Origin of the sequence: Stenotrophomonas sp. yr243, from assembly GCF_900184195.1 — a bacterium.
Lineage (GTDB): Bacteria > Pseudomonadota > Gammaproteobacteria > Xanthomonadales > Xanthomonadaceae > Stenotrophomonas > Stenotrophomonas lactitubi.
Genome location: NZ_FXWT01000002.1, coordinates 352,540 through 372,982, shown reverse-complemented (window position 1 = coordinate 372,982; position 20,443 = coordinate 352,540). Strand labels below are relative to the sequence as shown.

Genomic DNA, 20,443 nt, shown 5'->3' with positions numbered 1-20,443 from the left:
GGATACATCCCGACATACACCGACACCGTGCTGCGGACCCTTGCATGGAATGGGCGCACAGCGCTATCGCAGTACCTGTTCCACACCGGTAAACGCTTGGCACATATCGCTTTTGCGGGGCCTTGCCTACACTCGGCGGCCGTGGATCGCTCAGGATTGTTCATGTTGGCTCGTATCGCTTCGACCCTGGCCCTTGGCCTCAGCCTGGCCGTGCTGGCCGGGTGCGCAGGCAAACAGGAGGCCGCCGCGCGTCGGCAGGGCGAAGCCGTGCCGGTCACCGCGCAGGTCGTGCACGCGATGCAGTGGAGCGACACGCTGCAGGCGCTGGGTACGGCCAAGGCGCGCGAGTCGATCAGCGTGACCGCCAAGGTGAGCGAGATCGTCGAGCGCGTGCATTTCGAAAGTGGCCAGCAGGTCGCCGCCGGTGCGCCGCTGGTGACCCTGCGCGGGCAGGCCCAGGAAGCCGCATTGGTGCAGGCGCAGGCGACCTTCCGCGAAGCCGACCAGTTGTACAAGCGCCAGCGCGAACTGGCGGCACAGCGGTTGGTGTCCAGCGCGACTCTGGATACGCAGAAGTCGATCCGCGACGCCGCCGAAGCACGCGTGGCGCAGATGCAGTCGGACATCGGCGACCGCCGTGTGCGCGCGCCGTTCGCCGGCGTCCTCGGCATCCGCCAGATCAGCCCGGGCACGCTGCTGACGCCGACCACGGTGATCGCCACCCTCGACGACGTCGAGCGCATGCACATCGATTTCCAGGTGCCGGAAGTGGAACTGGCCGCGCTGACCACGGGCGACAAGGTGCAGGCCACCAGCGTGGCCTGGCCGGGACGCACCTTCGAAGGCGAGGTCAGCACCATCGATGCACGTATCGACCCGGCTACCCGTGCGGTGACCGTGCGTGCCGACTTCGCCAACGGCGACCACGCACTGCGTCCGGGCATGCTGCTCGACGTGCGTCTGTTCCATCCCGATCGACCCGCACTGGTCGTGCCGGAAATTGCCGTGGTGCAGGTCGGTCGCGACAGCTTCATGTACCGGATCAAGGCCGATGACACCGTCGAACGCGTGGACGTGGTCACCGGCGCACGTCGCGCTGGCGTGGTCGAGATCAAGCAGGGCCTGCAGGCAGGCCAGCGCATCGTGGTGGACGGCACCGGCAAGCTGCGTGCAGGCCTGAAGGTGGCGGCCACGGACGCGGCGCCCGCCAGTGGCGCGCAGCCGGCGACGGTTGAAGCACCGGTCGCTGCCGAGGGTCACGGCGGATGAAGCTGTCTGACATCTCCATCCAGCGGCCGGTGTTTGCCGTGGTGATGAGCCTGCTGTTGCTGGTGCTGGGCGTGATGTCCTTCACCCGCTTGACCCTGCGCGAACTGCCGGCCATCGACCCGCCGATCGTTTCGGTGTCGGTGGACTACACCGGTGCCTCGGCAGCGGTGATCGAGAGCCGGATCACCCAGGTGCTGGAAGACGCGCTGGCCGGCATCGAAGGCATCGATACGATCAACGCACGCAGCACCAACGGCCGCTCGCAGGTCAGCATCGAGTTCACCTCCAACCGTGACATCGAAGCGGCGGCCAACGACGTGCGCGATGCGGTCAGCCGCGTGGCCGACCGCATGCCCGAAGAGGCACGGCCACCGGAGATCGCCAAGGTCGAGAGCGATGCCGATCCGATCATCTGGTTCAACATGGTGTCCTCGACCATGGACACGCTGGAACTGAGCGACTACGCCGACCGCTACGTGGTCGACCGCTTTTCCAGCCTCGACGGCGTGGCCCAGGTCCGCATCGGTGGCCGCCAGCGCTACGCGATGCGCATCTGGCTGGACCGCGACCAGCTGGCCGCACGCGGGCTGACCACCGGCGACATCGAAACCGCGCTGCGCAACGAGAACGTGGAACTGCCGGCCGGCCGCATCGAATCCACCGACCGCGATTTCACCCTGCGCGTGGAGCGCAACTACATCAAGCCCGAAGACTTCGCGACCATCCCGCTGGGCAAGGGCAGTGATGGCTACGTGGTGCGCATGGGCGATGTGGCGAAGATCGAGCTGGCCTCGGCCGAGCGTCGCGCGTACTACCGAAGCAATGGCGAGCCCGGCATCGGCCTGGGCATCGTCAAGACCTCCACCGCCAACTCGCTGGACGTGGCGCGCACCGCGCGCGCCGAGGCCGAACGTGTTGCACTGACCCTGCCCAAGGGTACGCAGATCTTCGTTGCCTTCGACAACACCACCTTCATCGAGGCCGCCGTCGACCGTGTGTACGCGACGCTGGTGGAGGCGATGATCCTGGTGCTGGCGGTGATCTGGCTGTTCCTCGGCAGCTTCCGCGCGGCGTTGATTCCGGCGGTAACGGTGCCGGTGTGCCTGGTGGCGGCGTTCATCGCGCTGTATGCGTTCGACTTCTCGATCAACCTGCTGACGCTGCTGGCGCTGGTGCTGTGCATCGGCCTGGTGGTGGATGACGCGATCGTGGTGGTGGAAAACGTGCAACGCCGCATCGACCTGGGCGAGCCGCCGCTGGTGGCGTCCAAGCGCGGTACTGCGCAGGTGGCGTTCGCGGTGATCGCCACCACCGCCGTGCTGGTGGCGGTGTTCCTGCCGGTCGGCTTCCTGGAAGGCAATACCGGGCGCCTGTTCCGTGAATTGGCGGTGGCGCTGGCCGCAGCGGTCGCGCTGTCCGCGTTCGTCGCGCTGACGCTGACCCCGATGATGGCCTCCAAGCTGCTCAAGCCGCATACCGGGCAAGCACCGCGCGGGCTGCACGGTTTCATCAACCGCAATCTGGAACGCCTGGCTGGCGCTTACGGTCGCGTGCTCGATCATCATGTGAATCGCACCTGGATCTACCTGCTGGTGATGGTCGCTGCGTTGGCGGCCAGCTGGCTGCTGATCAAGGTGCTGCCTTCGGAACTGGCCCCGGCCGAAGACCGAGGTTCGTTCCAGATCATGATCGACGGCCCGGAGGGTGCCGGCTACGACTACACCGTGCAGCAGGTGCAGCAGGTGGAAGCGCTGCTGGCACCGCATGTGGGCGCGGACAAGCCGATCGTGCGCGCCAACCCGCGCGTGCCCGGCGGCTTCGGCGCAAGCGAGGAAATGCACACCGGCCGCGTCAGCGTGTTCCTGCAGCCGTGGCGCCAGCGCAGCGAAGGCACGCCGGAAGTAGCCAACGAACTGCAGAAGGAACTGGACACCATCCGTGGCGTGCGCGTACGCACCCAGGTCGGTGGCGGCCTGGTGCGCAGTGGCGGGCAGCCGTTCCAGATCGTGCTGGGTGGCCCGGAATATGCCGAGATCGCGCAGTGGCGCGACCGCATCCTGCTGCGCATGGCCGACAACCCCGGCCTGGTCGGCCCGGACTCGGACTACAAGGAAACCCGTCCGCAGATGCGGGTGAACATCGACCGCCAGCGTGCGGCCGACCTCGGCGTGCCGGTCACCGCGATCGGTTCGGCGCTGGAAACGATGATGGGCTCGCGCCGCGTCACCACCTTCGTCGACAACGGCGAGGAGTACGACGTGCTGGTCCAGGCCGGCCGCGATGGTCGCGCCAGCCCGGCCGACCTCGCCGCGATCCGCGTGCGAGCGACCTCCGGCGAACTGGTGCCGTTGTCCAACCTGGTCACGCTGAGCGAAGTGGCCGAAGCGGGCACCTTGAACCGCTTCAACCGGCTGCGCTCGATCACCATCAGTGCCGGCCTCGCACCGGGGTATCCGCTGGGCGAGGCCATCGCCTGGGCGCAGCAGGTGACCCGCGAAGAGCTGCCGCAGTACGCGCAGGTGAACTGGAAGGGCGAATCGCGCGAGTACCAGAGTGCAGGCGGTGCGGTGCTGCTGACCTTCGCCATGGCCCTGCTGGTGGTGTACCTGGTGCTGGCCGCACAGTTCGAGAGCTTCATCCACCCGCTGACGATCATGCTGACCGTGCCGCTGGGTGTGCTCGGTGCGCTGGTCGGCCTGTGGCTGAGTGGCGGCACGGTGAACCTGTTCAGCCAGATCGGCATCGTCATGCTGGTCGGCCTGGCGGCCAAGAACGGCATCCTGATCGTCGAATTCGCCAACCAGCTGCGTGACGACGGGCGAACCGTGCGCGAAGCGATCATCGAATCGGCGATGGTGCGCCTGCGTCCGATCCTGATGACCTCGATCGCCACCGTGGTCGGCGCCATCCCGCTGGTGGTGGCCGGTGGCCCGGGTTCGGCCAGCCGTGGCACCATCGGCATCGTGATCATCTTCGGCGTCACCCTCTCCACCTTCCTGTCGCTGTTCGTGGTGCCGGCGTTCTACGCGCGGCTGGCCCCGTATACCCGCTCGCCGGAAGCGGTGAAGCGCGAGCTGGAAAAGCAGGAGGCCGACTCGCCGTCGGTCGGTGGTCATGCCTGAGCCGGCGCGCATTCTGCAGGGCGAAGGCTTCCTCCTGCGGCCCTGGCGCAGCGATGACCTGGCGTCGCTGCTGCGCCACGCCAACGACGCGGACGTCTCGCGTGGGCTGCGTGACCGCTTCCCGTACCCGTACACCCGCGAGGATGGCGAAGCGTTCCTGGGCGGGCGCGTGCTGGCCCCCGGCACCTTGAACCTGGCCATCGAGATCGACGGCCAGGCCTGCGGCAGCGTGGGTGCCCAGCAGGGTGTGGCCGAGCGCGGGCATACCGCTGAACTGGGCTACTGGCTCGGCCAGGCCCATTGGGGGCAGGGCCTGATGACCGGTGTGGTCAGTCTGTTCGCGCCCTGGGTGATGGACGAGCTTGGCCTGTTCAGGCTGCAGGCCACGGTGGTCGACTTCAACCTGGGCTCGGCCCGGGTGCTGGAAAAGAACGGTTTTCAGGAAGAGGGCGTGGAGCGCTGCGCCGTCTACAAGCGCGGCGTCCTGCATGACCTGCGCCGCTTCGCCCGGGTGCGCACCGCGTTGCCCTGAACACGCGGGCTGGCCGCTGTAGAGCCGAGCCCGTGCTCGGCTTGGGCCCCTGACGGCAGCCGAGCATGGGCTCGGCTCTACAAAACAGCGCTATCGCAGCGACCGTCGATCAGGGAGAATCGACCGGTCCCTTCCAGCCGACGGGACGTCCTCACAACCCGCCGACTGGAGAGAGCGCGCGTGGAAGCTACCGTACATTTCATCAACAGCATCATCTGGAGCAAGGCGCTGATCTTCATGTGCCTGGCCGCCGGCCTGTTCTTCAGCCTGCGCACCCGCTTCATGCAGATCCGTGGTTTCGTCGAGATGTGCCGCCTGACCGTGTCCGGTGAGAAATCCGACGCCGGCGTGTCCTCGTTCCAGGCCCTGGCCATGTCGATGGCCGGCCGCATGGGCATCGGCAACATCGCCGGCGTGGCCACCGCCATCGCCTTCGGCGGCCCCGGCGCGATCTTCTGGATGTGGGTGATGGGCTTCCTCGGCGCATCCACCTCGTACGTGGAATGCACCCTGGCGCAGATCTACAAGACCAAGGATGCCGAAGGCCGCTACCGCGGTGGCCCGGCCTACTACATCGAAAAGGCGATGGGCCTGAAGTGGTATGCCATGGCCTTCGCCATCGCCACGATCATCGCCGCCGGCTTCCTGATGCCTGGCGTGCAGGCCAACGCGATCGCCGACAGCATCATCAATGCCTGCCGTGGCACCGCGCTGTGCGGTCCGCTCGATGGCCAGTCCTTCGGCATGGAATCGGTGCAGGCGCTGAAGCTGGGCATCGGCATCGTCGTCGCCCTGCTGCTGGGCGTGGTGATCTTCGGTGGTGTAAAGCGCATCGCCAACTTCGCCGAAGTGGTGGTGCCGTTCATGGCGGCCGGCTTCATCCTGATGGCCATCGTCATCATGATCATCAACTACGACCGCGTGCCGGAAATGTTCGGCATCATCTTCAAGAGCGCCTTCGGTACCCACGCCGCGTTCGGCGCGATGATGGGCCTGGCAGTGGAGTGGGGCATCAAGCGCGGCATCTACGCCAACGAGGCGGGTCAGGGTTCGGGTCCGCACGCTGCGGCGGCCTCCGAGGTCTCGCACCCGGCCAAGCAGGGTTACGTGCAGGCCTTCGCCATCTACTTCGACACCATGATGGTGTGCACCGCCACCGCCTTCCTGATCCTGGCCAGCGGCACCTACAACGTGTATTCGCCGGTGGCCGGCGCTGAGCCGATCTTCCAGGGCCTGGCCGGCATTCCCGAAGGTGCGGGCTACGCGCAGGCGGGTGTGGAAGCGGTGCTGCCGGGCTGGGGCTCGGCGTTCGTGTCGGTGGCGATCTTCTTCTTCGCCTTCACCACGATCATGGCCTATTACTACATGGCCGAAACCAACCTGACCTACGTCAACCACAACAGGAAGCGGCCGTTCACCGTGCTGCTGCTGCGCCTGGGCATCATCGGCATGGTGGTGTTCGGTGCCTTCCACAACGCCACCCTGGCCTGGGCGTTGGGTGATATCGGCGTGGGCCTGATGGCCTGGCTGAACATCATCGCCATCCTCATCGTGCAGAAGCCGGCCATGCTGGCCCTGCGCGATTACGAACGACAGAAGAAGCTCGGCCTGGATCCGATCTTCGACCCCGATGCCCTGGGCATCAAGAACGCCGATTTCTGGCGTCAACGCAAGCTGGAGTTGTCCCGTAGTGAATGATCCCTGGAAGAATGCCCGCCGCCCGTCGTCGCGACCGCCGCGGGCCACCCCGCTGCCACCGCGTGAGGGCGGCACCCCGCCACCGCCGGGGCGTGGCAACGACGAACTGCGCCTGTATGGCTGGAACGCGGTGCAGGCCCTGTTCGCCAAGCGTCCGCAGGCGCTGCGCAAGCTGTACCTGGTGGAGTCACTGATTCCGCGCATGCAGCCGGTGCTGAAGTGGTGCGTGGCCAACCGCGTGGGCTACCGCGTGGTGGAAGAGGGCGACCTCAACAAGCTGGCCGCTACCACCCACCACGAAGGCCTGGTGGCCGACGTGCTGCGCGCGCCGGTGTTGCCGCTGGCGCAGTGGCTGGCCGAACTGGGCGAAGGCCCGGCGCTGGCACTGTGGCTGGATGGCGTCGGCAATCCGCACAACTTCGGTGCGATCCTGCGCTCTGCCGCGCACTTCGGTGCCAAGGCGCTGCTGCTGCCTGCCAGCAGCACGCTGGCACTTTCCGGCGCGGCCGCACGCGTGGCCGAGGGTGGTGCAGAGTCGGTGCCGCTGGTGCAGCTGCCTGAAGACGCAGAAGCGATGGCGCAGCTGCGCGCGGCCGGTTTCGGCCTTGCCGCGACCCTGGTCGAAGGTGGCGATGACGTGTTCCGCGCATCGTTGCCGGCCCGCCTGGTCTACGTGATGGGCGCGGAAAGTGAGGGCATGGATCGCGGCCTGGCCAGCCAGTGTGACCAGCAGCTGTCGATTCCCGGCAGTGGCGCGGTTGAAAGCCTGAATGTCGCTTCCGCCACGGCCGTGCTGCTGGCGCAGTGGGTCAGCCAGCGCGGCTGATGGGTGGGTTTGCGGGCGCCGGGTAACGCCGGTGCCCGCGGATCGGAGCAGATCCACGTCGTGCGGGATTTCCTCGTGCCGGGAAGGTGCCCCCTGCGTTGCACTACGCAAGGCGCGCACGGTTCACCGGTAGCGCCGGGCAACGCCCGGTGGATTTCCTGACAGTGCGATGCGCAAAGCATGCATGACGAATTGAAAGTTTCCTTATTGGTGTGCCGTTCCCGGCGACGCAGGGTGGAAGTCCATCCAACGTCGTACAGGAGTGGTCCCCATGCATCATCCTCCCCGCAGTACGGTGCGTGTCTGCCTGGTACTGGCATTCAGTGCGCTTGCCGCCGTGTCCGCGCAGGCCAACGAGCGCACGCTCGACGGCGTCAACTTCACCGGCCCGCTGATCACCCCCAATCCTGCCGGTATGCCGGCAGGTCGCTGGTACGTCGAACCCTATCTGGTGCGGGTCGACAGTTCCTCGTCCTTCGACCACAACGGCGACCGTCAACGCAGCGACGAGCGCAGTGGCGCGTGGGCGATGGTGGTGCCCATCGCCTACGGGTTCAGCGATCGGGTGACCGCCCAGGTCAACCTCAGTGCCTCGCGTGCAGAATCAGGCAACGCGCGCAGCAGTGGTTTCCGCGCCGGCGACACCACCGCACGCCTGCAGTACCTGCTGCAGCCTTCCAGTGCCGATGGCACCACGCCGGCGGTGTCAGTTGCACTGGTGCAGCGCTTCAGCACCGGCAGTCACGACCGGATCACCGGCAACCCACTCGACGCCCAGGGTGACGGCACGCAGCGCACCGTGGCTGCGCTGGCGGTGCAGCAGGTGGTGTGGCTGGCGAACGATCGCCCGCTGCGCTGGCGCGCGCAGCTCAGTGCCGGGCCATCGCCCTCACGCACTGCGATTTCCGGCGGCAGCGTGTATGGCACCGATGACGGCTTCCAGGGACATATCGCGCGCGGTTCGGTGCTGGGTCTTTCGGTGGGCGCCGAATACAGCTTCAACGAACGCTGGGTGGGCGTCATGGAAATGGCCGCCAGCCGTGAAAGCGGCCAGCGGCTGACCGGCTTCGCACCGGATGCGGCCGGTACGCTCCAGCGCATCGATGAGGCCCGTCCTGCCAGCCGCAACCTGACCTTCGCGCCGGCGATCGAGTACCACTTCAGTCCGTCGCTGGGGGTGATTGCCGGCGTCGAATTCACCGTTGCCGGTCGCAATACCGGCCGCATCATCAGCCCCCAGGTCGCCCTGGGCATGTTCTTCTGATGGGGGCCCTGCGATGAATGTCGAAACGATCGTCAATGCCGTTCTTGCCGTTGTCTGGAGCCCGTACCTGGTGGTGCTGTGCCTGGCGACGGGTCTGTACTTCAGCGTGCGTACCCGCTTCATCCAGCTGCGCGCGCTGCCGGACATGCTGCGCCTGATGTTCCGCCACGAACGCTCCGATGCCGGTGTCTCGCCGTTCCAGGCGTTGTCATTGTCGCTGTCCAGCCGGGTCGGCGTAGGCAACATCGCCGGTGTCGCCATGGCCATTGCCTTCGGTGGTCCCGGCGCGATCTTCTGGATGTGGGTGGTCGCCTTCCTCGGTGCCTCAAGCGCGTTCATCGAGTCCACCCTGGCGCAGATCTACAAGGATCGCGATGCCAAGGGGCAGTATCGCGGTGGTCCGGCGTACTACATCGAAAAGGGCTTGGGCCAGCGCTGGTACGCCGTGCTGTTCGCGCTGGTCACGGTGCTGGCGGGGGCGATGCTGGCGGGCACGCAGTCCAATGCCATCACCAGTGCGGTGAACGAAGCGTGGGATGTTCCGGTAATGGTCACCACCGGTGTGCTGCTGGTGGTGTTGGCGGCGATCCTGCTCGGCGGCGTACGTCGCATCGCGCGCGTCGCCGAATGGGTGGTGCCGGTGATGGCTGTGGCCTATCTGCTGGTCACTGCGGTGGTGATGGTGCTCAATATCGAGAAAGTGCCTGAGGTCATCGCCTTGGTGCTGCGCAGCGCGTTCGGTGTCGATGCCGCATTCGGCGCGATGATCGGCACCGCGATCCAATGGGGGGTGCGTCGTGGCGTGCTGTCCAATGAAGCGGGCATGGGCAGCGGCGCGCATCCTGCCGCCGCAGCGGAAGTGTCGCACCCGGTGAAGCAGGGGCTGGTGCAGTCGTTCTCGGTGTACATCGACACCATGGTCGTGTGCAGCGCGACGGCCTTCCTGATTCTCTCCACCGGGCTCTACAACGTCTACGACCCGGCGGTGAACGGTGTGCCCGATGAGGCACGACTGCTGCTGGGCAACCTTCCTGGCGTGGAAGCGGGGCCGCGCTTCGTGCAGCACGCGGTGGAGTCGGCCTTGCCCGGCTTCGGCAAGTCATTCGTCGCGCTGGCGATCCTGCCTTTCGCCTTCACCACCATCCTCGCCCTGTACTACATGGCCGAAACCAACGTCAGTTACCTCTGCCGCGATCGTCCCCGACAGTGGGTGATGGGTGCCTTCCAGCTGCTGTTCCTGGCTGCTACGGGCTACTCGGCGATGAAGAGTGCGACAGTCGCGTGGGCGCTGGGCGATATCGGCGTAGGCATGATGAGCTGGCTGAACATCATCGCCATCCTGCTGCTGCAGAGGCCCGCGCTGGCAGCACTGCGCGATTACGAAAACCACCGGCGTCACGGGCGTGATCCGTTGTTCAATCCGAAGCTGCTGGGGGTTCGCAATACCAGCGTGTGGGCGGAGTAAGTGCCCAGGCAGGTAGCGCCGGGATGACCCGGCGCTACCTGGTCAAGCGTTGATCCACGTCATGCGTTGATGCGGCTTCATTCGTTCGGCGGCGTGGTGGCCTTCGCTTCACTGCCGAAACTGCCATCGGCTTCGGCGGCCAGATAGGCAAACACGGTGTAGGCCGCCACGTTCTGCGCCAGCGCCTTCGGGTCGATCTTGTCGAGCGTGTCGTCGGCGGTGTGGTGCAGGTGGAAGTAGTCCGAGCCATCCTGCGCCAGCCATGCCCATGCACCGCCCTTGGCCGCCAGCGGGCCGACGTCCGGTCCCGGGCCACCCTTGTCGGCCTGGTACTCGATGCCCAGCGGCTTCATCACCTCGGCAATCTGCTTCGTTGCCTCGCGCGAGCCTTCCGGGTTCGGCGAACCGGTGTTGAAGGCGTAAATGCGGCCAGCACCGAAATCGCTCTCGGCGGCCAGCTGGTGCAGGGCCACGTCCTTGGCGTGTGCCTCCGCGTAGGCCTTGCCGCCATACAGACCCTGTTCTTCGTTGGCGAAGGCGATCACGCGGATGGTGCGCTTCGGCGCCTGCTTGAGCTGGCCGATCAGATGGCCGGCGGCCATGGTGATGCCCACGCCCGCGCCGTCATCGACTGCGCCGGTGCCCAGGTCCCATGAATCCAGATGGCCGCCGATGACGACTACTTCCTTCGGCAGCGTGCGGCCGGTGATCTCACCGATCACGTTGTACGAGGTCGCGGTGCCATCCCAGCCGCAGTCCAGCGCCACCTTCACCGTGGTTGCGCCACGGGCGAGCAGGCGCGCCAGCTGGTCGGCGTCGGGCACCGACAGCGCCGCCGACGGTACCGGCGTCAGGCCATCATCGAAGCGGGTGATGCCGGTGTGCGGCACGCGGTGCGAATCGGTACCGGCCGAACGCATCAGGAAGCCGACCGCGCCCTTGCGGATGGCCTCGGACGGGCCCTTGCTGCGGATCGCGCCGCCGCGGCCATAGTCGCGGCCATCGCGGAACGGCAGCATCTGGTAATCGACGAAGGCGATCTTGCCCTTCAGCGAACCGGCCGGTGCAGCCTGCAGCGCGGCCAGATCGGCGAAGCGCACCACCTCGGCTTCCACCGTGCCGCCCGGGCTGCCACCCAGCGCAGTGATCTGCAGCGGCTGCGGGTTCCTGCCGGTCACCGCAGCGTGTTCACTACGGCGCTCCCACTTCGGGAAGGTCACCGGTTCCTTCCATACCTTGTCAAAGCCCAGTGCCTTGAACTTGGCTTCGGCCCAGGCCACGGCACGGGCATCGGCCTCGCTGCCGGCGATGCGCGGGCCGATCTCGGTGGTCAGCGATTCGACCACCTTCCAGCCGGTGTCATCGGCCAGCGCCTGGTCGCGCAGCTGTGCGGCGGTGGCCAGCGAGGCCGGCGGCAGGGTGGTGGCATGCGGCGCCGCGAAGGCCGGCGCGGCCAGCAGGGCGAGGGAGGATGCGATGGCAAGGACGCGGCGACGCATGGACAGCTCCGGGAAGGGTGTAAGCCTTGGAGCTTAACAGTCGTTCAGCGCCGCGCATGGGCGGGAGGTCATGGCTGCTGCGGATGCTGTTTTCCGCCAGATGCAGCAAAGCGAAAGCCCCGCCGGAGCGGGGCTTTCGCGTGTCATGTAGAGCAGAGCCCATGCTCGGCTGCCGTTTCCAGATCAGCCGAGCGTGGGCTCGGCTCTACAGGCGGCGGGGGCGCCAACGGCGCCCGACACCTTACTTCTTCAGGCTGTCGCGGATCTCGCGCAGCAACACCACTTCCTCGGCCGGCGCTGCCGGTGCCGCTTCCTGCTTGCGCGACAGGCGGTTGATCACCTTGATCACCAGGAAGATGGCGAAGGCCACGATCACGAACTGGATCAGCGTGTTGATGAAATCACCGTAGCCGATCACCACCGCCGGAATTTCCTTGCCATCGGCGCCGATGCTGGCCGGCGACAGCGTCCACGCAAGCTGCGAGAAATCGACCTTGCCGATCAGCATGCCCAGCGGCGGCATGATGATCTTCTCCACCAGCGCGGTGACGATCTTGCCGAAGGCCGCGCCGATGACCACGCCGACGGCGAGGTCGATGACGTTGCCGCGCATCGCGAATTCCTTGAACTCGGTGAGCATTCCCATTGTTGTTTTTCTCCTGAGGGCGAGGGGGGACAGCGCGCAGGGTAGCGCAGGTGATGTCAGCCGGCGATCACGCCGTGGCGCTCGGCCACGTTCTCAAGGCGTGCGCTGAAACGGTCGCCGGGCTTCAGCGCGGCCACGCCGGACGGCGTACCCATGAACACCAGGTCGCCGGCACGCAGCTGCCACAGCTTGGACAGCTCGTGCAGGATCTCCGGCACGTTCCAGATCATCTGGTCGAGCAGGGACTGCTGGCGCACTTCGCCGTTGATCTCCAACGACAGGTTGAGCGCAGCCAGGTCACCGACTTCACCGGCATGCACGATCTCGCTGATCGGCGCGGAGGCATCGAAGCCCTTGGCCGAATCCCACGGGTGGCCCTTTTCCTTGGCGGCGGCCTGCAGGTCGCGGCGGGTCAGGTCCAGGCCCACGGCATAGCCGTAGACCAGTGCCTCGGCATCGCCCACGGCCAGCTCGCCGGCGGGCGCGTCACGGCCGATCGCCACCACCAGTTCCACCTCGTGGTGCAGGTTGCTGGTGGCCGGCGGATAGGGGATCACATCATCGTGGCCGACCACGATGGCGTCGGCCGGCTTGGTGAAGAACATCGGGCGGCCGCGATCGTCTGCTGCAGGCACGGCAGCACCCATCTCACGCGCATGGTCGGCGAAGTTGCGGCCGACACAGTAGATGCGGTGCACGGGAAAACTGCCGCCACCCACAACCGGTACACGCGGCGTGGCTGCAGCAGGGATCACATCGGAGACATCGGACATGCGGGCATCCAGGAAGGGAGTGCCCGCAGTCTAGAACGCAGCAAGGCCCGCCGTCAGCGGGCAGCGTCGATCAGCGTGAGGCCGGCAGCGCCGACTTGCGCACCACGTGGTACTCGCCCTCGACCACGTTCGGGTCGGCCGGGCGGCTCGGGCCGGGCTTGCGCGAAGCCAGCAGCTTCCACGCCAGGCCCACCAGGATCATGGCCGCACCGACGAATACGCCGATGAACACCATCGCGGCCAGGATCGCCAGGCCGAGCAGGCCAACGGCAACGCGCACCAGCGGATGGCGCGGCTTGCGCGGGGCAAACAGGGTGCGGAACTGGTTGAAGGCGAAATCGCGATTGAACATGGTGGCTCGATAGGCTGGAAATCAGCGAGCCATGAGTATCGGCAGCTGCCACTGTCATTGAGTGAAAAACTCGTTAAATATAGCCTTGGCTTATTACGGATCAATGACTTGTGTTCATGTCGCAGCTAGTCACATGACCAGGCATGCGACAATGCGCGATTCCGTCCGAGCCTTCGCCATGACTGCCGCTGTTGCCCTGATCACCCTTGATGCCATTGCCGATGGCGCGTTTGCCGAGGTTGAAGCGGTGGTCGATGGCGATGCCGAGTCGCTGCTGCTGTACCGCGACGGTGAGCAGGTGCGTGCGTTCCTGAACATCTGCCCGCACGCGGGCCGCCGCCTGGACTGGGCACCCGGCCAGTTCCTGAAAAGCCGCGAAGGCCACCTGGTCTGCGCCGCCCACGGCGCCTCGTTCGCGCTGGACAGCGGCGACTGCATCGCCGGCCCCTGCAAGGGCGACCGCCTGCGCGCCGTGCCGGTGGACGTACGCGACGGGCAGGTCTACCTGGCCTGATGCATCGGTGTGCAGACCAACGGTCCGCACCCACCAAGCCAACAGTCCGCACCCAACAGATCAACAGGTATCCAGAGATCCATCCACGCATGGCGTGGATCTACCGTGTCGACCAAGGTCGACACCTACCAAAGCGGTGCACGACGCCGTTCAGGCAGATTGCGGCGATCTGTCGAAGGCGGGGTGGGTCCGGTTGCGGGGGCGTGAGCGCCATGGATGGCGCGACCGAGCTTACAGGGACGTACTTGCAGCGTCCCCCGCCACCGGACCCACCCCGCCAACCCACGGATAGCCAGCTTTTGCTGTTGCTCCGGCTGTTGCCGTTGCCTCTGCGGGTGCAGGGCGCAGCCCTGCCAACAAACCCAACCCTCAGAACATCAGGTTGATCATCACCACCACCACGCAGGTGTAGATCAGCGACAGCGGGCCGCCGACCCGCCACATCTCGCGCGGGGTGTAGTTGGCCGGGCCGGTGATCATCGAAATCACCGGGTTCGACGCCGTCATCAGGTTGTTGGACGCCGACAGCGCCACGATCAGCGCGAAGGCCGTGGGATTGCCGCCGGCCGCCAGCGCCAGGTTCACCGCAATTGGCACCATCACGATGGTCGCCCCCACATGGCTGATCACCAGCGAGAACACCGTGGTCAGCAGGGCCAGCGCCAGTTCCAGCACCCAGATCGGAATGCCGGTGGGCAGCTTGTCGATGGTATGGCCGGCCACCCAGGCCGCGGCACCGCTGGAATCCATCGCCCAGCCGAGCGGAATCAGCCCGGCCATCATGAACACCGTCTTCCAGTTGATCGAGGCATAGGCCTCGTCCATGCGCAGCACGCCGGTCAGCAGCATGCCGGCCACGCCGGTCATCAGGGTCAGTGCTACCGGCAGCTTGCTGGTCAGCGCAATCAGGATGGTCAGGGCGAAGATCGCCATGGCGATCTTGAACTTGTGCGGGCGCTGTTCGCCGGTGGGGTAGTCGGTGACCACCACAAAGTCGCGGCTCTTGGCGGCCTGCGCCAGGTCGGTCCAGATGCTGTGGAAGACCAGCATGTCGCCGGCGCGCAGCTGCACATCGCGCACATCTTCGCGGATCACCTGCTTGTCGCGGTTGATCGCCAGCAGGCTGATGCCGCGTTCCTTGCGCAGGCGCAGGTCGGCCGCGCTCTTGCCGATCACGTTCGACGTCGGCGGCACCACCGCTTCGGAAATGCCGGCGCGGCTGGGATTGAACAGGTCGCCCAGGTGTTTCAGGCGCGAGGACATGCGCAGGAACTGGTTCTGCGCGAAATCGTGGATCTGCTCGCGCGGGCCCATCGCCCCCAGCACGCTGCCCACCCAGATGCGCATTTCTGCCGGCGGCGCCAGGCGCGTGTCATTGCCGGTCTTCAGCGCCAGCAGCAGCGGTGAATCGTGCAGGTTCTCCGCTTCGCCCAGGGTCATGCCGACCAGTGGACTCTCGGCGGTGACCACCAGCTCGAACACATCGCCTTCGATGCCGTAGGTCTTGGCGAAGTAGCTCTCGGTGCGGGCCGGCGTGGTGCCGTCGTTGACCAGGCTTTCCTCTTCCACCAGCTTGCGGTCGCCGTAGTAGCGGAAATACAGCAGCGAGGCGATCAGCAGGGCGATGCCGATCGGCAGCGGCGCGAACATGCGCAGCGGCTCGATGGTGGCCAGGCCGGAGGGCAGGTTGTTGTTGGCCGAGGCCAGCAGATCGTTCAGCAGGATCAGCGGCGAGTTGCCGACCATGGTCAGCGCGCCGCCCATCACGATCGCCGCCGAGATCGGCAGCAGCAGGCGCTGCATGGTCAGCCCGGTGCGCGCGGCCAGGCGCGAGGCGACCGGCAGGTACAGCGCCATCACCGATGGGTTCTGCATGAAGGACGAGTTCAGGCCGGCGATGGCGGTGGTCATCATCAGCAGACGCTGCTCGACACCGTGGCCGCGCCGCAGCAGCCAGGCCGCAAGGCGGTTCAGCGCGCCGGTGCGGTCCAGCCCGGCGCCGAGGATGGTGGTGGCGATGATGCTCATCACCGCGTTACCGGAGAAACCGCCGAAGATTTCCTCCGGCGCGATCAGGCCGGTCACGCCCAGCACCACCAGCACCACCAACGCGACCACGTCGGCGCGGATGCGCTCGAACAGGAACATCGCCATTGTGAAGCCGACCAGCCCGAGCACGAGCTTCATGTCAGTGGTCAGCGTCAGCGCGGTATCCATGTCGGGCGCGGCGTCCTCAGGCGTTCATCAGGTGCGGTCGTACAACAGGTCCCAGACACCATGGCCGAGCTTCTGGCCGCGGGTCTCGAAGTGGGTCTGCGGGCGCCAGTCCGGGCGCGGCACGCTGCCACGCGGGCCGGCACGGTTGACCAGGCCGGGGGTGGCATCCAGCACGTCCCACATCTGCTCGGCGTAATCCTCCCAGTCGGTGGCGCAGTGCAGACGGCCGCCGGAGCGCAGCTTGCGCACCAGCAGTTCGGCAAAACCCGGCTGGATCAGGCGACGCTTGTTGTGGCGCTTCTTGTGCCACGGGTCGGGGAAATAGATGCGCACTTCGTCCAGCGCGCCATCGGCGATTTCCTTTTCCAGCACTTCCACCGCGTCGTGGTGGTACAGGCGCACGTGGTCGGCGTTGTCGTCGGCCAGCGCGTTCAGCAGGCGGCCGACACCGGGCGCGTGCACTTCCAGGCCGATGTAGTCGCGGCTCGGGTCGTGCTGTGCGGCAAAGCGCAGCGCGGCGCCGTTGCCGAAGCCGATTTCCAGCACCTTGCGCGCATCGCGGCCGAAGGTGGCATCCAGATCACGCGGTTCACCACTGAAATCCAGGCCGAACCGCGGCCAGCGCTCGTCGAACGCGCGCTGCTGGGCGGGGGTGAAACGGCCCTGGCGCAGCACGAAGCTGCGCACTTCACGGCGGCCTTCGTTGACCGTGAACGGCTTGGGCGGCGCCTTCGAACCGGCGCTGTCGAATGGATTGGTCATCAGCCGATCAACCCATCGATCGGCGAGGACGCACTGGCGTAGCGCTTGCGCGGAATGCGGCCGGCCAGGAATGCCTCGCGGCCGGCTTCCACGGCCTTGCGCATCGCGCTGGCCATCAGCACCGGGTGGCGCGCACCGGCAATGGCGGTGTTCATCAGCACGCCGTCGCAGCCGAGCTCCATCGCGATCGCCGCGTCCGAGGCGGTGCCCACGCCGGCGTCGACGATGATCGGCACCTTGGCGTCTTCGATGATCTGCAGCAGGTTGTACTTGTTCTGGATGCCCAGGCCCGAGCCGATCGGCGCGGCCAGCGGCATCACCGCAGCGCAGCCGATCTCTTCCAGGCGCTTGGCCAGGATCGGGTCGTCGGAGGTATAGACCATCACCTCGAAACCGTCCTTGACCAGCTGTTCGGCGGCCTTGAGGGTCTGCACCACGTCCGGGTACAGCGACTTCTGGTCGCCCAGCACTTCCAGCTTGGTCAGGTTGTGGCCGTCTAGCAGTTCGCGGGCCAGGCGGCAGGTGCGCACGGCATCCTCGGCGGTGTAGCAGCCGGCGGTATTGGGCAGGATGGTGTAACGGTCCGGCGGCAGCACGTCGAGCAGGTTCGGTTCGCCCGGGTTCTGGCCGATGTTGGTGCGGCGGATGGCCACGGTGACGATCCGGGCGCCTGCGGCCTCGGTGGCCAGGCGGGTTTCTTCCAGATCCTTGAACTTGCCGGTGCCGGTGAGCAGCCGCGAGCTGTAGGTCTTGCCGGCGATCACCAGCGAATCGGGGGAGACATGAGCGTTCATGGCGCGATTATCGCTTATCCGCCTGAAGATGGGGTCGTCGTGTCGACCCTACCGGAGACGTGAGAACGGGTAGCGCCGGGCCGTGCCCGGCGAGCGCAGGGCGCGGGCTTTGCTTCAACCACCACCCAGCGCATGCACGATCTCCACCACATCGTCCTCGGCCAGTACATGCTCGGCATGACGGCTGCGGCTGACGATCTCGCCGTTGACCTCCACCGCCACCCGGCGCTGCAGCAGCTGCTCGGCCGCGAGCAGGTCCAGGAGGGTCGCCGAAGCGGGCAGGGTGCGGGGTTCGCCATTGAGCTGGATGTTCATGCGGCCATTGTCGCTGATCGCCGGTTCGCATCGGAACCGTTGCAAGTTGCGCGCTACGCTCGCACCGGCAAAGCCCACCAGGCCTGGCTCGGGCGACAATCCATGCGGCGGCGCAGCGTGAGCAATTGGCGGTGCAGTGAAACCATTCACCGTGCGCCGGCGTACGTGCGTCGGATCCTCAACGATATCCCCACAGGAGTTTTTACATGCTGCTCAGCAAACGCCCGATCCGCTCCCTCATGGCGGCCGCGATCGCGCTGGCCGCGCTGCCGGCCATGGCAGGCGAATCCCCGTTCACCCGCACCGTGTTCATCGGTGACAGCCTGACCGACAGCGGCTACTTCCGTCCGTTGCTGCCGGCCGACGTGCGTCCGGTCACCGGCCAGTCCACCACCAACCCCGGTTGGGAGTGGGCACAGTGGGTGGCCGATTACTACGGCACCAACGCCAGCCCGAACGGCAACGGCCAGACCGGCGACAACTACGCTGTCGGCGGCGCCCGGGTCGGCACCGACTTCCGCAACCCGCAGCTGGGCAACGTGCTGGTGCCGTCGTTGAAGACGCAGACCGCCAACTACCTGGCCGCCAACGGTGGCAAGGCGGATCCGCGCGCGCTGTACACCGTGTGGGGTGGCGCAAACGACCTGTTCCAGATCACCAATCCGGCCCAGGCGCCGGCCGTCATCGGCTCCGCGGTGACTGACCAGATCGGCATCGTGGCCAGCCTGAAGCAGGCCGGCGCCGAGTACGTGCTGGTTCCGAACCTGCCCGATATCGGCTCCACTCCGGGCTTCATCGATCGCGGCGCTGCCGCGCGCGTGCAGGGGACGGCGCTGTCCAACGCCTACAACAGCGCGCTTTATGGCGGCCTCAAGCAGGCCGGCATCGACTTCATTCCACTGGACACCTACACGCTGCTGCGCGAGATCATCGCCAGCCCGGGCATGTACGGCTTCAGCAACGTCACCGGCCGGGCCTGCACCGTGCCGTCGTCGCTGACCTGCAGTCCCTTGGCCTATGTGCGCCCGGATGCGGCAAGTACCTACCTGTTCGCCGATGACGTGCACCCGACCACGGCCGCGCACCAGATGCTGGGCCAGTACGCCATTTCGATCCTGGAAGGCCCGCGCCTGCAGCAGGTGCTGAGCCACTCGGCGCAGACCATCGGCCGCTCGCGTGCCGACCAGGTCAGCCTGCACCGGGCTGGCCGCCCGGCTGACGGCCTGTCGTGGTGGGGCGGCGTGCGCGGCGACATGCAGCGCTACGACCACGCCGATCTGTACGACGGCCTGGCTCCGGCCGGCCTGTTCGGTGTCGACTGGGCACGTGACGGCATGGTCTTCGGCGGCTTCGCCGGCTTTGGCCGCCTGAACGCCGACTTCGGCAACAGCCGCGGCGATTTCACCCAGAAGGACACCACGGCCGGTCTGTTCGCCGGTTGGTATGGCGACCGCATCTGGGTCAATGGCCAGGTCAGCTACACCTGGCTGTCCTATGACGTGAACCGCAAGGTCCAGCTCGGCCCGGCCACCCGCGAACACGGCGGCTCGCCGGACGGCAGCAACCTGACCGCCGCCCTGAACGCCGGTTACGAGTTCGGCACCGAAGGCGGCTTCCGCCACGGTCCGATCGCTTCGGTCATCTGGCAGCAGGTCAAGATCGACGGTTACACCGAAAGCGCCGATGCCGGCACCCTCGCCACCGCGCTGGGTTACGGCAAGCAGGATGTCGATTCCACCGTGGGCCGTATCGGTTGGCAGGCCCGCTTCGACGGCGGCACCGTCAAGCCGTACGTACAGGTGACCTACGACCACGAGTTCGAAGACACCAAGCAGGCCAGCGCCTGGGTGCAGAGCCTGCCGGACGTGGGCATGTACCGCGTGCCGGGCATGGACTTCGACAAGAACTATGCGACCGCCATCATGGGGGCGCGCATGGAACTGTTCGGCCTGCAGAGCAACATCGGCCTGAGCGCCACCACCCTGCAGAAGCGTGCGCAGGACGCGACGTTGTTTGCCAGCTTCAGCGGCAGCTTCTGATGCACACGACGGCAGGCCTGCGGGCTTGCCGTCTACTCGCCGGGCAGGCTGCAAGGGCCTGCCCGTTGCGTTTGAACACGTGCCCCGCATAGACTTGTCGGGCAACGCGGGCGTAGCTCAATGGTAGAGCTGTAGCTTCCCAAGCTACTGACGAGGGTTCGATTCCCTTCGCCCGCTCCATGCCTCCCAAAGGTCCGCGGCTTCTCCAGCCGCTCCGCGATATCCGGACCGCTCCGCAATTCAATGCGTCGAAGTGGCTTTGAGATGTCTTTTCTTCTGCGCGTGGATCCCGGTCGTGGTGACCGGTCAATGCCCCAGCCGGGCCGGCACCTCGCGAATCTCGTTTGCCAAACAGG

The 20,443-nt window shown here is 66.6% G+C and carries 17 protein-coding genes and 1 tRNA gene; 10 read left to right on the top strand and 8 right to left on the bottom strand.

Translation table 11 applies throughout. From position 1 onward, the window contains the following. Positions 1–162: 162 nt before the first annotated feature. From QOL57_RS08440 to QOL57_RS08410, 7 genes are all read left to right on the top strand, one after another. Complete coding sequence (locus QOL57_RS08440) at positions 163–1,269, top strand: efflux RND transporter periplasmic adaptor subunit (RefSeq protein ID WP_089236623.1); 1,107 nt, start codon at positions 163–165, stop codon at positions 1,267–1,269. Beyond that, entirely contained in the window at positions 1,266–4,391 is a 3,126-nt protein-coding gene (locus QOL57_RS08435; RefSeq protein ID WP_089236622.1) for an efflux RND transporter permease subunit, read from the top strand. Before QOL57_RS08440 ends, QOL57_RS08435 begins: the two co-directional genes overlap by 4 nt. Further along, positions 4,384–4,923, top strand: coding sequence for a GNAT family protein (locus QOL57_RS08430; protein ID WP_089236621.1), 540 nt, complete (start codon positions 4,384–4,386; stop codon positions 4,921–4,923). The genes QOL57_RS08435 and QOL57_RS08430 overlap by 8 nt, the downstream gene beginning before the upstream one ends. Before the next feature lie 180 nt (positions 4,924–5,103). Then, positions 5,104–6,621 carry an alanine/glycine:cation symporter family protein gene (locus QOL57_RS08425; RefSeq protein WP_089236620.1) on the top strand — a complete coding sequence of 506 codons (1,518 nt, stop codon included), beginning with the start codon at positions 5,104–5,106 and terminating at the stop codon, positions 6,619–6,621. Beyond that, positions 6,614–7,447, top strand: a complete 834-nt coding sequence (locus QOL57_RS08420) for a TrmH family RNA methyltransferase (RefSeq protein ID WP_025874268.1) — start codon at positions 6,614–6,616, stop codon at positions 7,445–7,447. The genes QOL57_RS08425 and QOL57_RS08420 overlap by 8 nt, the downstream gene beginning before the upstream one ends. A 271-nt stretch (positions 7,448–7,718) precedes the next feature. Continuing rightward, entirely contained in the window at positions 7,719–8,711 is a 993-nt protein-coding gene (locus QOL57_RS08415) for a hypothetical protein (protein WP_089236619.1), read from the top strand. A gap of 13 nt (positions 8,712–8,724) precedes the next feature. Then, a complete protein-coding gene (locus QOL57_RS08410; protein WP_089236618.1) occupies positions 8,725–10,176 on the top strand; it encodes an alanine/glycine:cation symporter family protein in 1,452 nt (483 codons plus the stop codon). A 77-nt stretch (positions 10,177–10,253) separates the two neighbouring features. On the opposite strand, the gene QOL57_RS08405 is transcribed toward QOL57_RS08410, so the two are convergent. The 4 genes from QOL57_RS08405 to QOL57_RS08390 all read right to left on the bottom strand — a co-directional run bounded on the left by QOL57_RS08405 (position 10,254) and on the right by QOL57_RS08390 (position 13,446). Beyond that, positions 10,254–11,675, bottom strand: coding sequence for a M28 family peptidase (locus QOL57_RS08405; protein ID WP_089236617.1), 1,422 nt, complete (start codon positions 11,673–11,675; stop codon positions 10,254–10,256). 241 nt (positions 11,676–11,916) lie between these two features. Then, the gene (mscL, locus tag QOL57_RS08400; RefSeq protein ID WP_006387613.1) at positions 11,917–12,321 is read right to left on the bottom strand and encodes a large-conductance mechanosensitive channel protein MscL; all 405 of its coding nucleotides are present in this window, start codon (positions 12,319–12,321) and stop codon (positions 11,917–11,919) included. Between the two features lie 56 nt (positions 12,322–12,377). After that, positions 12,378–13,094, bottom strand: a complete 717-nt coding sequence (locus tag QOL57_RS08395) for a fumarylacetoacetate hydrolase family protein (RefSeq protein WP_089236616.1) — start codon at positions 13,092–13,094, stop codon at positions 12,378–12,380. Positions 13,095–13,164: 70 nt separating this feature from the next. After that, positions 13,165–13,446 (bottom strand): hypothetical protein, encoded by a 282-nt coding sequence (locus QOL57_RS08390; protein WP_089236615.1) that lies wholly within the window; start codon positions 13,444–13,446, stop codon positions 13,165–13,167. Positions 13,447–13,624: 178 nt separating this feature from the next. On the opposite strand from QOL57_RS08390, the gene QOL57_RS08385 reads away from it, so the two are divergent. Then, positions 13,625–13,960: a Rieske (2Fe-2S) protein gene (locus QOL57_RS08385; protein WP_049469607.1), complete on the top strand. Its 336-nt coding sequence runs from the start codon at positions 13,625–13,627 to the stop codon at positions 13,958–13,960. A gap of 369 nt (positions 13,961–14,329) precedes the next feature. Here QOL57_RS08385 and QOL57_RS08380 read toward each other — a convergent pair whose 3' ends face one another. The 4 genes from QOL57_RS08380 to thiS all read right to left on the bottom strand — a co-directional run bounded on the left by QOL57_RS08380 (position 14,330) and on the right by thiS (position 18,048). Continuing rightward, a complete protein-coding gene (locus tag QOL57_RS08380; protein WP_089236614.1) occupies positions 14,330–16,177 on the bottom strand; it encodes an SLC13 family permease in 1,848 nt (615 codons plus the stop codon). Between the two features lie 27 nt (positions 16,178–16,204). Next, positions 16,205–16,939 carry a tRNA (guanosine(46)-N7)-methyltransferase TrmB gene (gene trmB / locus QOL57_RS08375; RefSeq protein WP_089236613.1) on the bottom strand — a complete coding sequence of 245 codons (735 nt, stop codon included), beginning with the start codon at positions 16,937–16,939 and terminating at the stop codon, positions 16,205–16,207. Next, positions 16,939–17,733, bottom strand: a complete 795-nt coding sequence (locus QOL57_RS08370; RefSeq protein WP_089236612.1) for a thiazole synthase — start codon at positions 17,731–17,733, stop codon at positions 16,939–16,941. The genes trmB and QOL57_RS08370 overlap by 1 nt, the downstream gene beginning before the upstream one ends. A gap of 114 nt (positions 17,734–17,847) precedes the next feature. Further along, complete coding sequence (gene thiS / locus QOL57_RS08365) at positions 17,848–18,048, bottom strand: sulfur carrier protein ThiS (RefSeq protein ID WP_089238075.1); 201 nt, start codon at positions 18,046–18,048, stop codon at positions 17,848–17,850. A 206-nt stretch (positions 18,049–18,254) separates the two neighbouring features. On the opposite strand from thiS, the gene QOL57_RS08360 reads away from it, so the two are divergent. Both QOL57_RS08360 and QOL57_RS08355 read left to right on the top strand, forming a co-directional pair. Continuing rightward, a complete protein-coding gene (locus tag QOL57_RS08360) occupies positions 18,255–20,087 on the top strand; it encodes an autotransporter domain-containing protein (protein ID WP_089236611.1) in 1,833 nt (610 codons plus the stop codon). 106 nt (positions 20,088–20,193) lie between these two features. Continuing rightward, positions 20,194–20,267 (top strand) — tRNA-Gly (locus tag QOL57_RS08355). The last annotated feature ends 176 nt before the right edge of the window (positions 20,268–20,443 follow it).

Bases quoted from the DNA above. Each gene is read 5' to 3' on its own strand.
- QOL57_RS08360 (WP_089236611.1), top strand. From the start codon at position 18,255: ATGCTGCTCAGCAAACGCCCGATCCGCTCCCTCATGGCGGCCGCGATC.
- QOL57_RS08435 (WP_089236622.1), top strand. From the start codon at position 1,266: ATGAAGCTGTCTGACATCTCCATCCAGCGGCCGGTGTTTGCCGTGGTG.
- QOL57_RS08395 (WP_089236616.1), bottom strand. From the start codon at position 13,094: ATGTCCGATGTCTCCGATGTGATCCCTGCTGCAGCCACGCCGCGTGTA.
- QOL57_RS08380 (WP_089236614.1), bottom strand. From the start codon at position 16,177: ATGGATACCGCGCTGACGCTGACCACTGACATGAAGCTCGTGCTCGGG.
- QOL57_RS08390 (WP_089236615.1), bottom strand. From the start codon at position 13,446: ATGTTCAATCGCGATTTCGCCTTCAACCAGTTCCGCACCCTGTTTGCC.
- trmB (WP_089236613.1), bottom strand. From the start codon at position 16,939: ATGACCAATCCATTCGACAGCGCCGGTTCGAAGGCGCCGCCCAAGCCG.
- QOL57_RS08430 (WP_089236621.1), top strand. From the start codon at position 4,384: ATGCCTGAGCCGGCGCGCATTCTGCAGGGCGAAGGCTTCCTCCTGCGG.
- QOL57_RS08385 (WP_049469607.1), top strand. From the start codon at position 13,625: ATGACTGCCGCTGTTGCCCTGATCACCCTTGATGCCATTGCCGATGGC.
- QOL57_RS08405 (WP_089236617.1), bottom strand. From the start codon at position 11,675: ATGCGTCGCCGCGTCCTTGCCATCGCATCCTCCCTCGCCCTGCTGGCC.
- QOL57_RS08415 (WP_089236619.1), top strand. From the start codon at position 7,719: ATGCATCATCCTCCCCGCAGTACGGTGCGTGTCTGCCTGGTACTGGCA.
- QOL57_RS08410 (WP_089236618.1), top strand. From the start codon at position 8,725: ATGAATGTCGAAACGATCGTCAATGCCGTTCTTGCCGTTGTCTGGAGC.
- thiS (WP_089238075.1), bottom strand. From the start codon at position 18,048: ATGAACATCCAGCTCAATGGCGAACCCCGCACCCTGCCCGCTTCGGCG.
- mscL (WP_006387613.1), bottom strand. From the start codon at position 12,321: ATGGGAATGCTCACCGAGTTCAAGGAATTCGCGATGCGCGGCAACGTC.
- QOL57_RS08440 (WP_089236623.1), top strand. From the start codon at position 163: ATGTTGGCTCGTATCGCTTCGACCCTGGCCCTTGGCCTCAGCCTGGCC.
- QOL57_RS08370 (WP_089236612.1), bottom strand. From the start codon at position 17,733: ATGAACGCTCATGTCTCCCCCGATTCGCTGGTGATCGCCGGCAAGACC.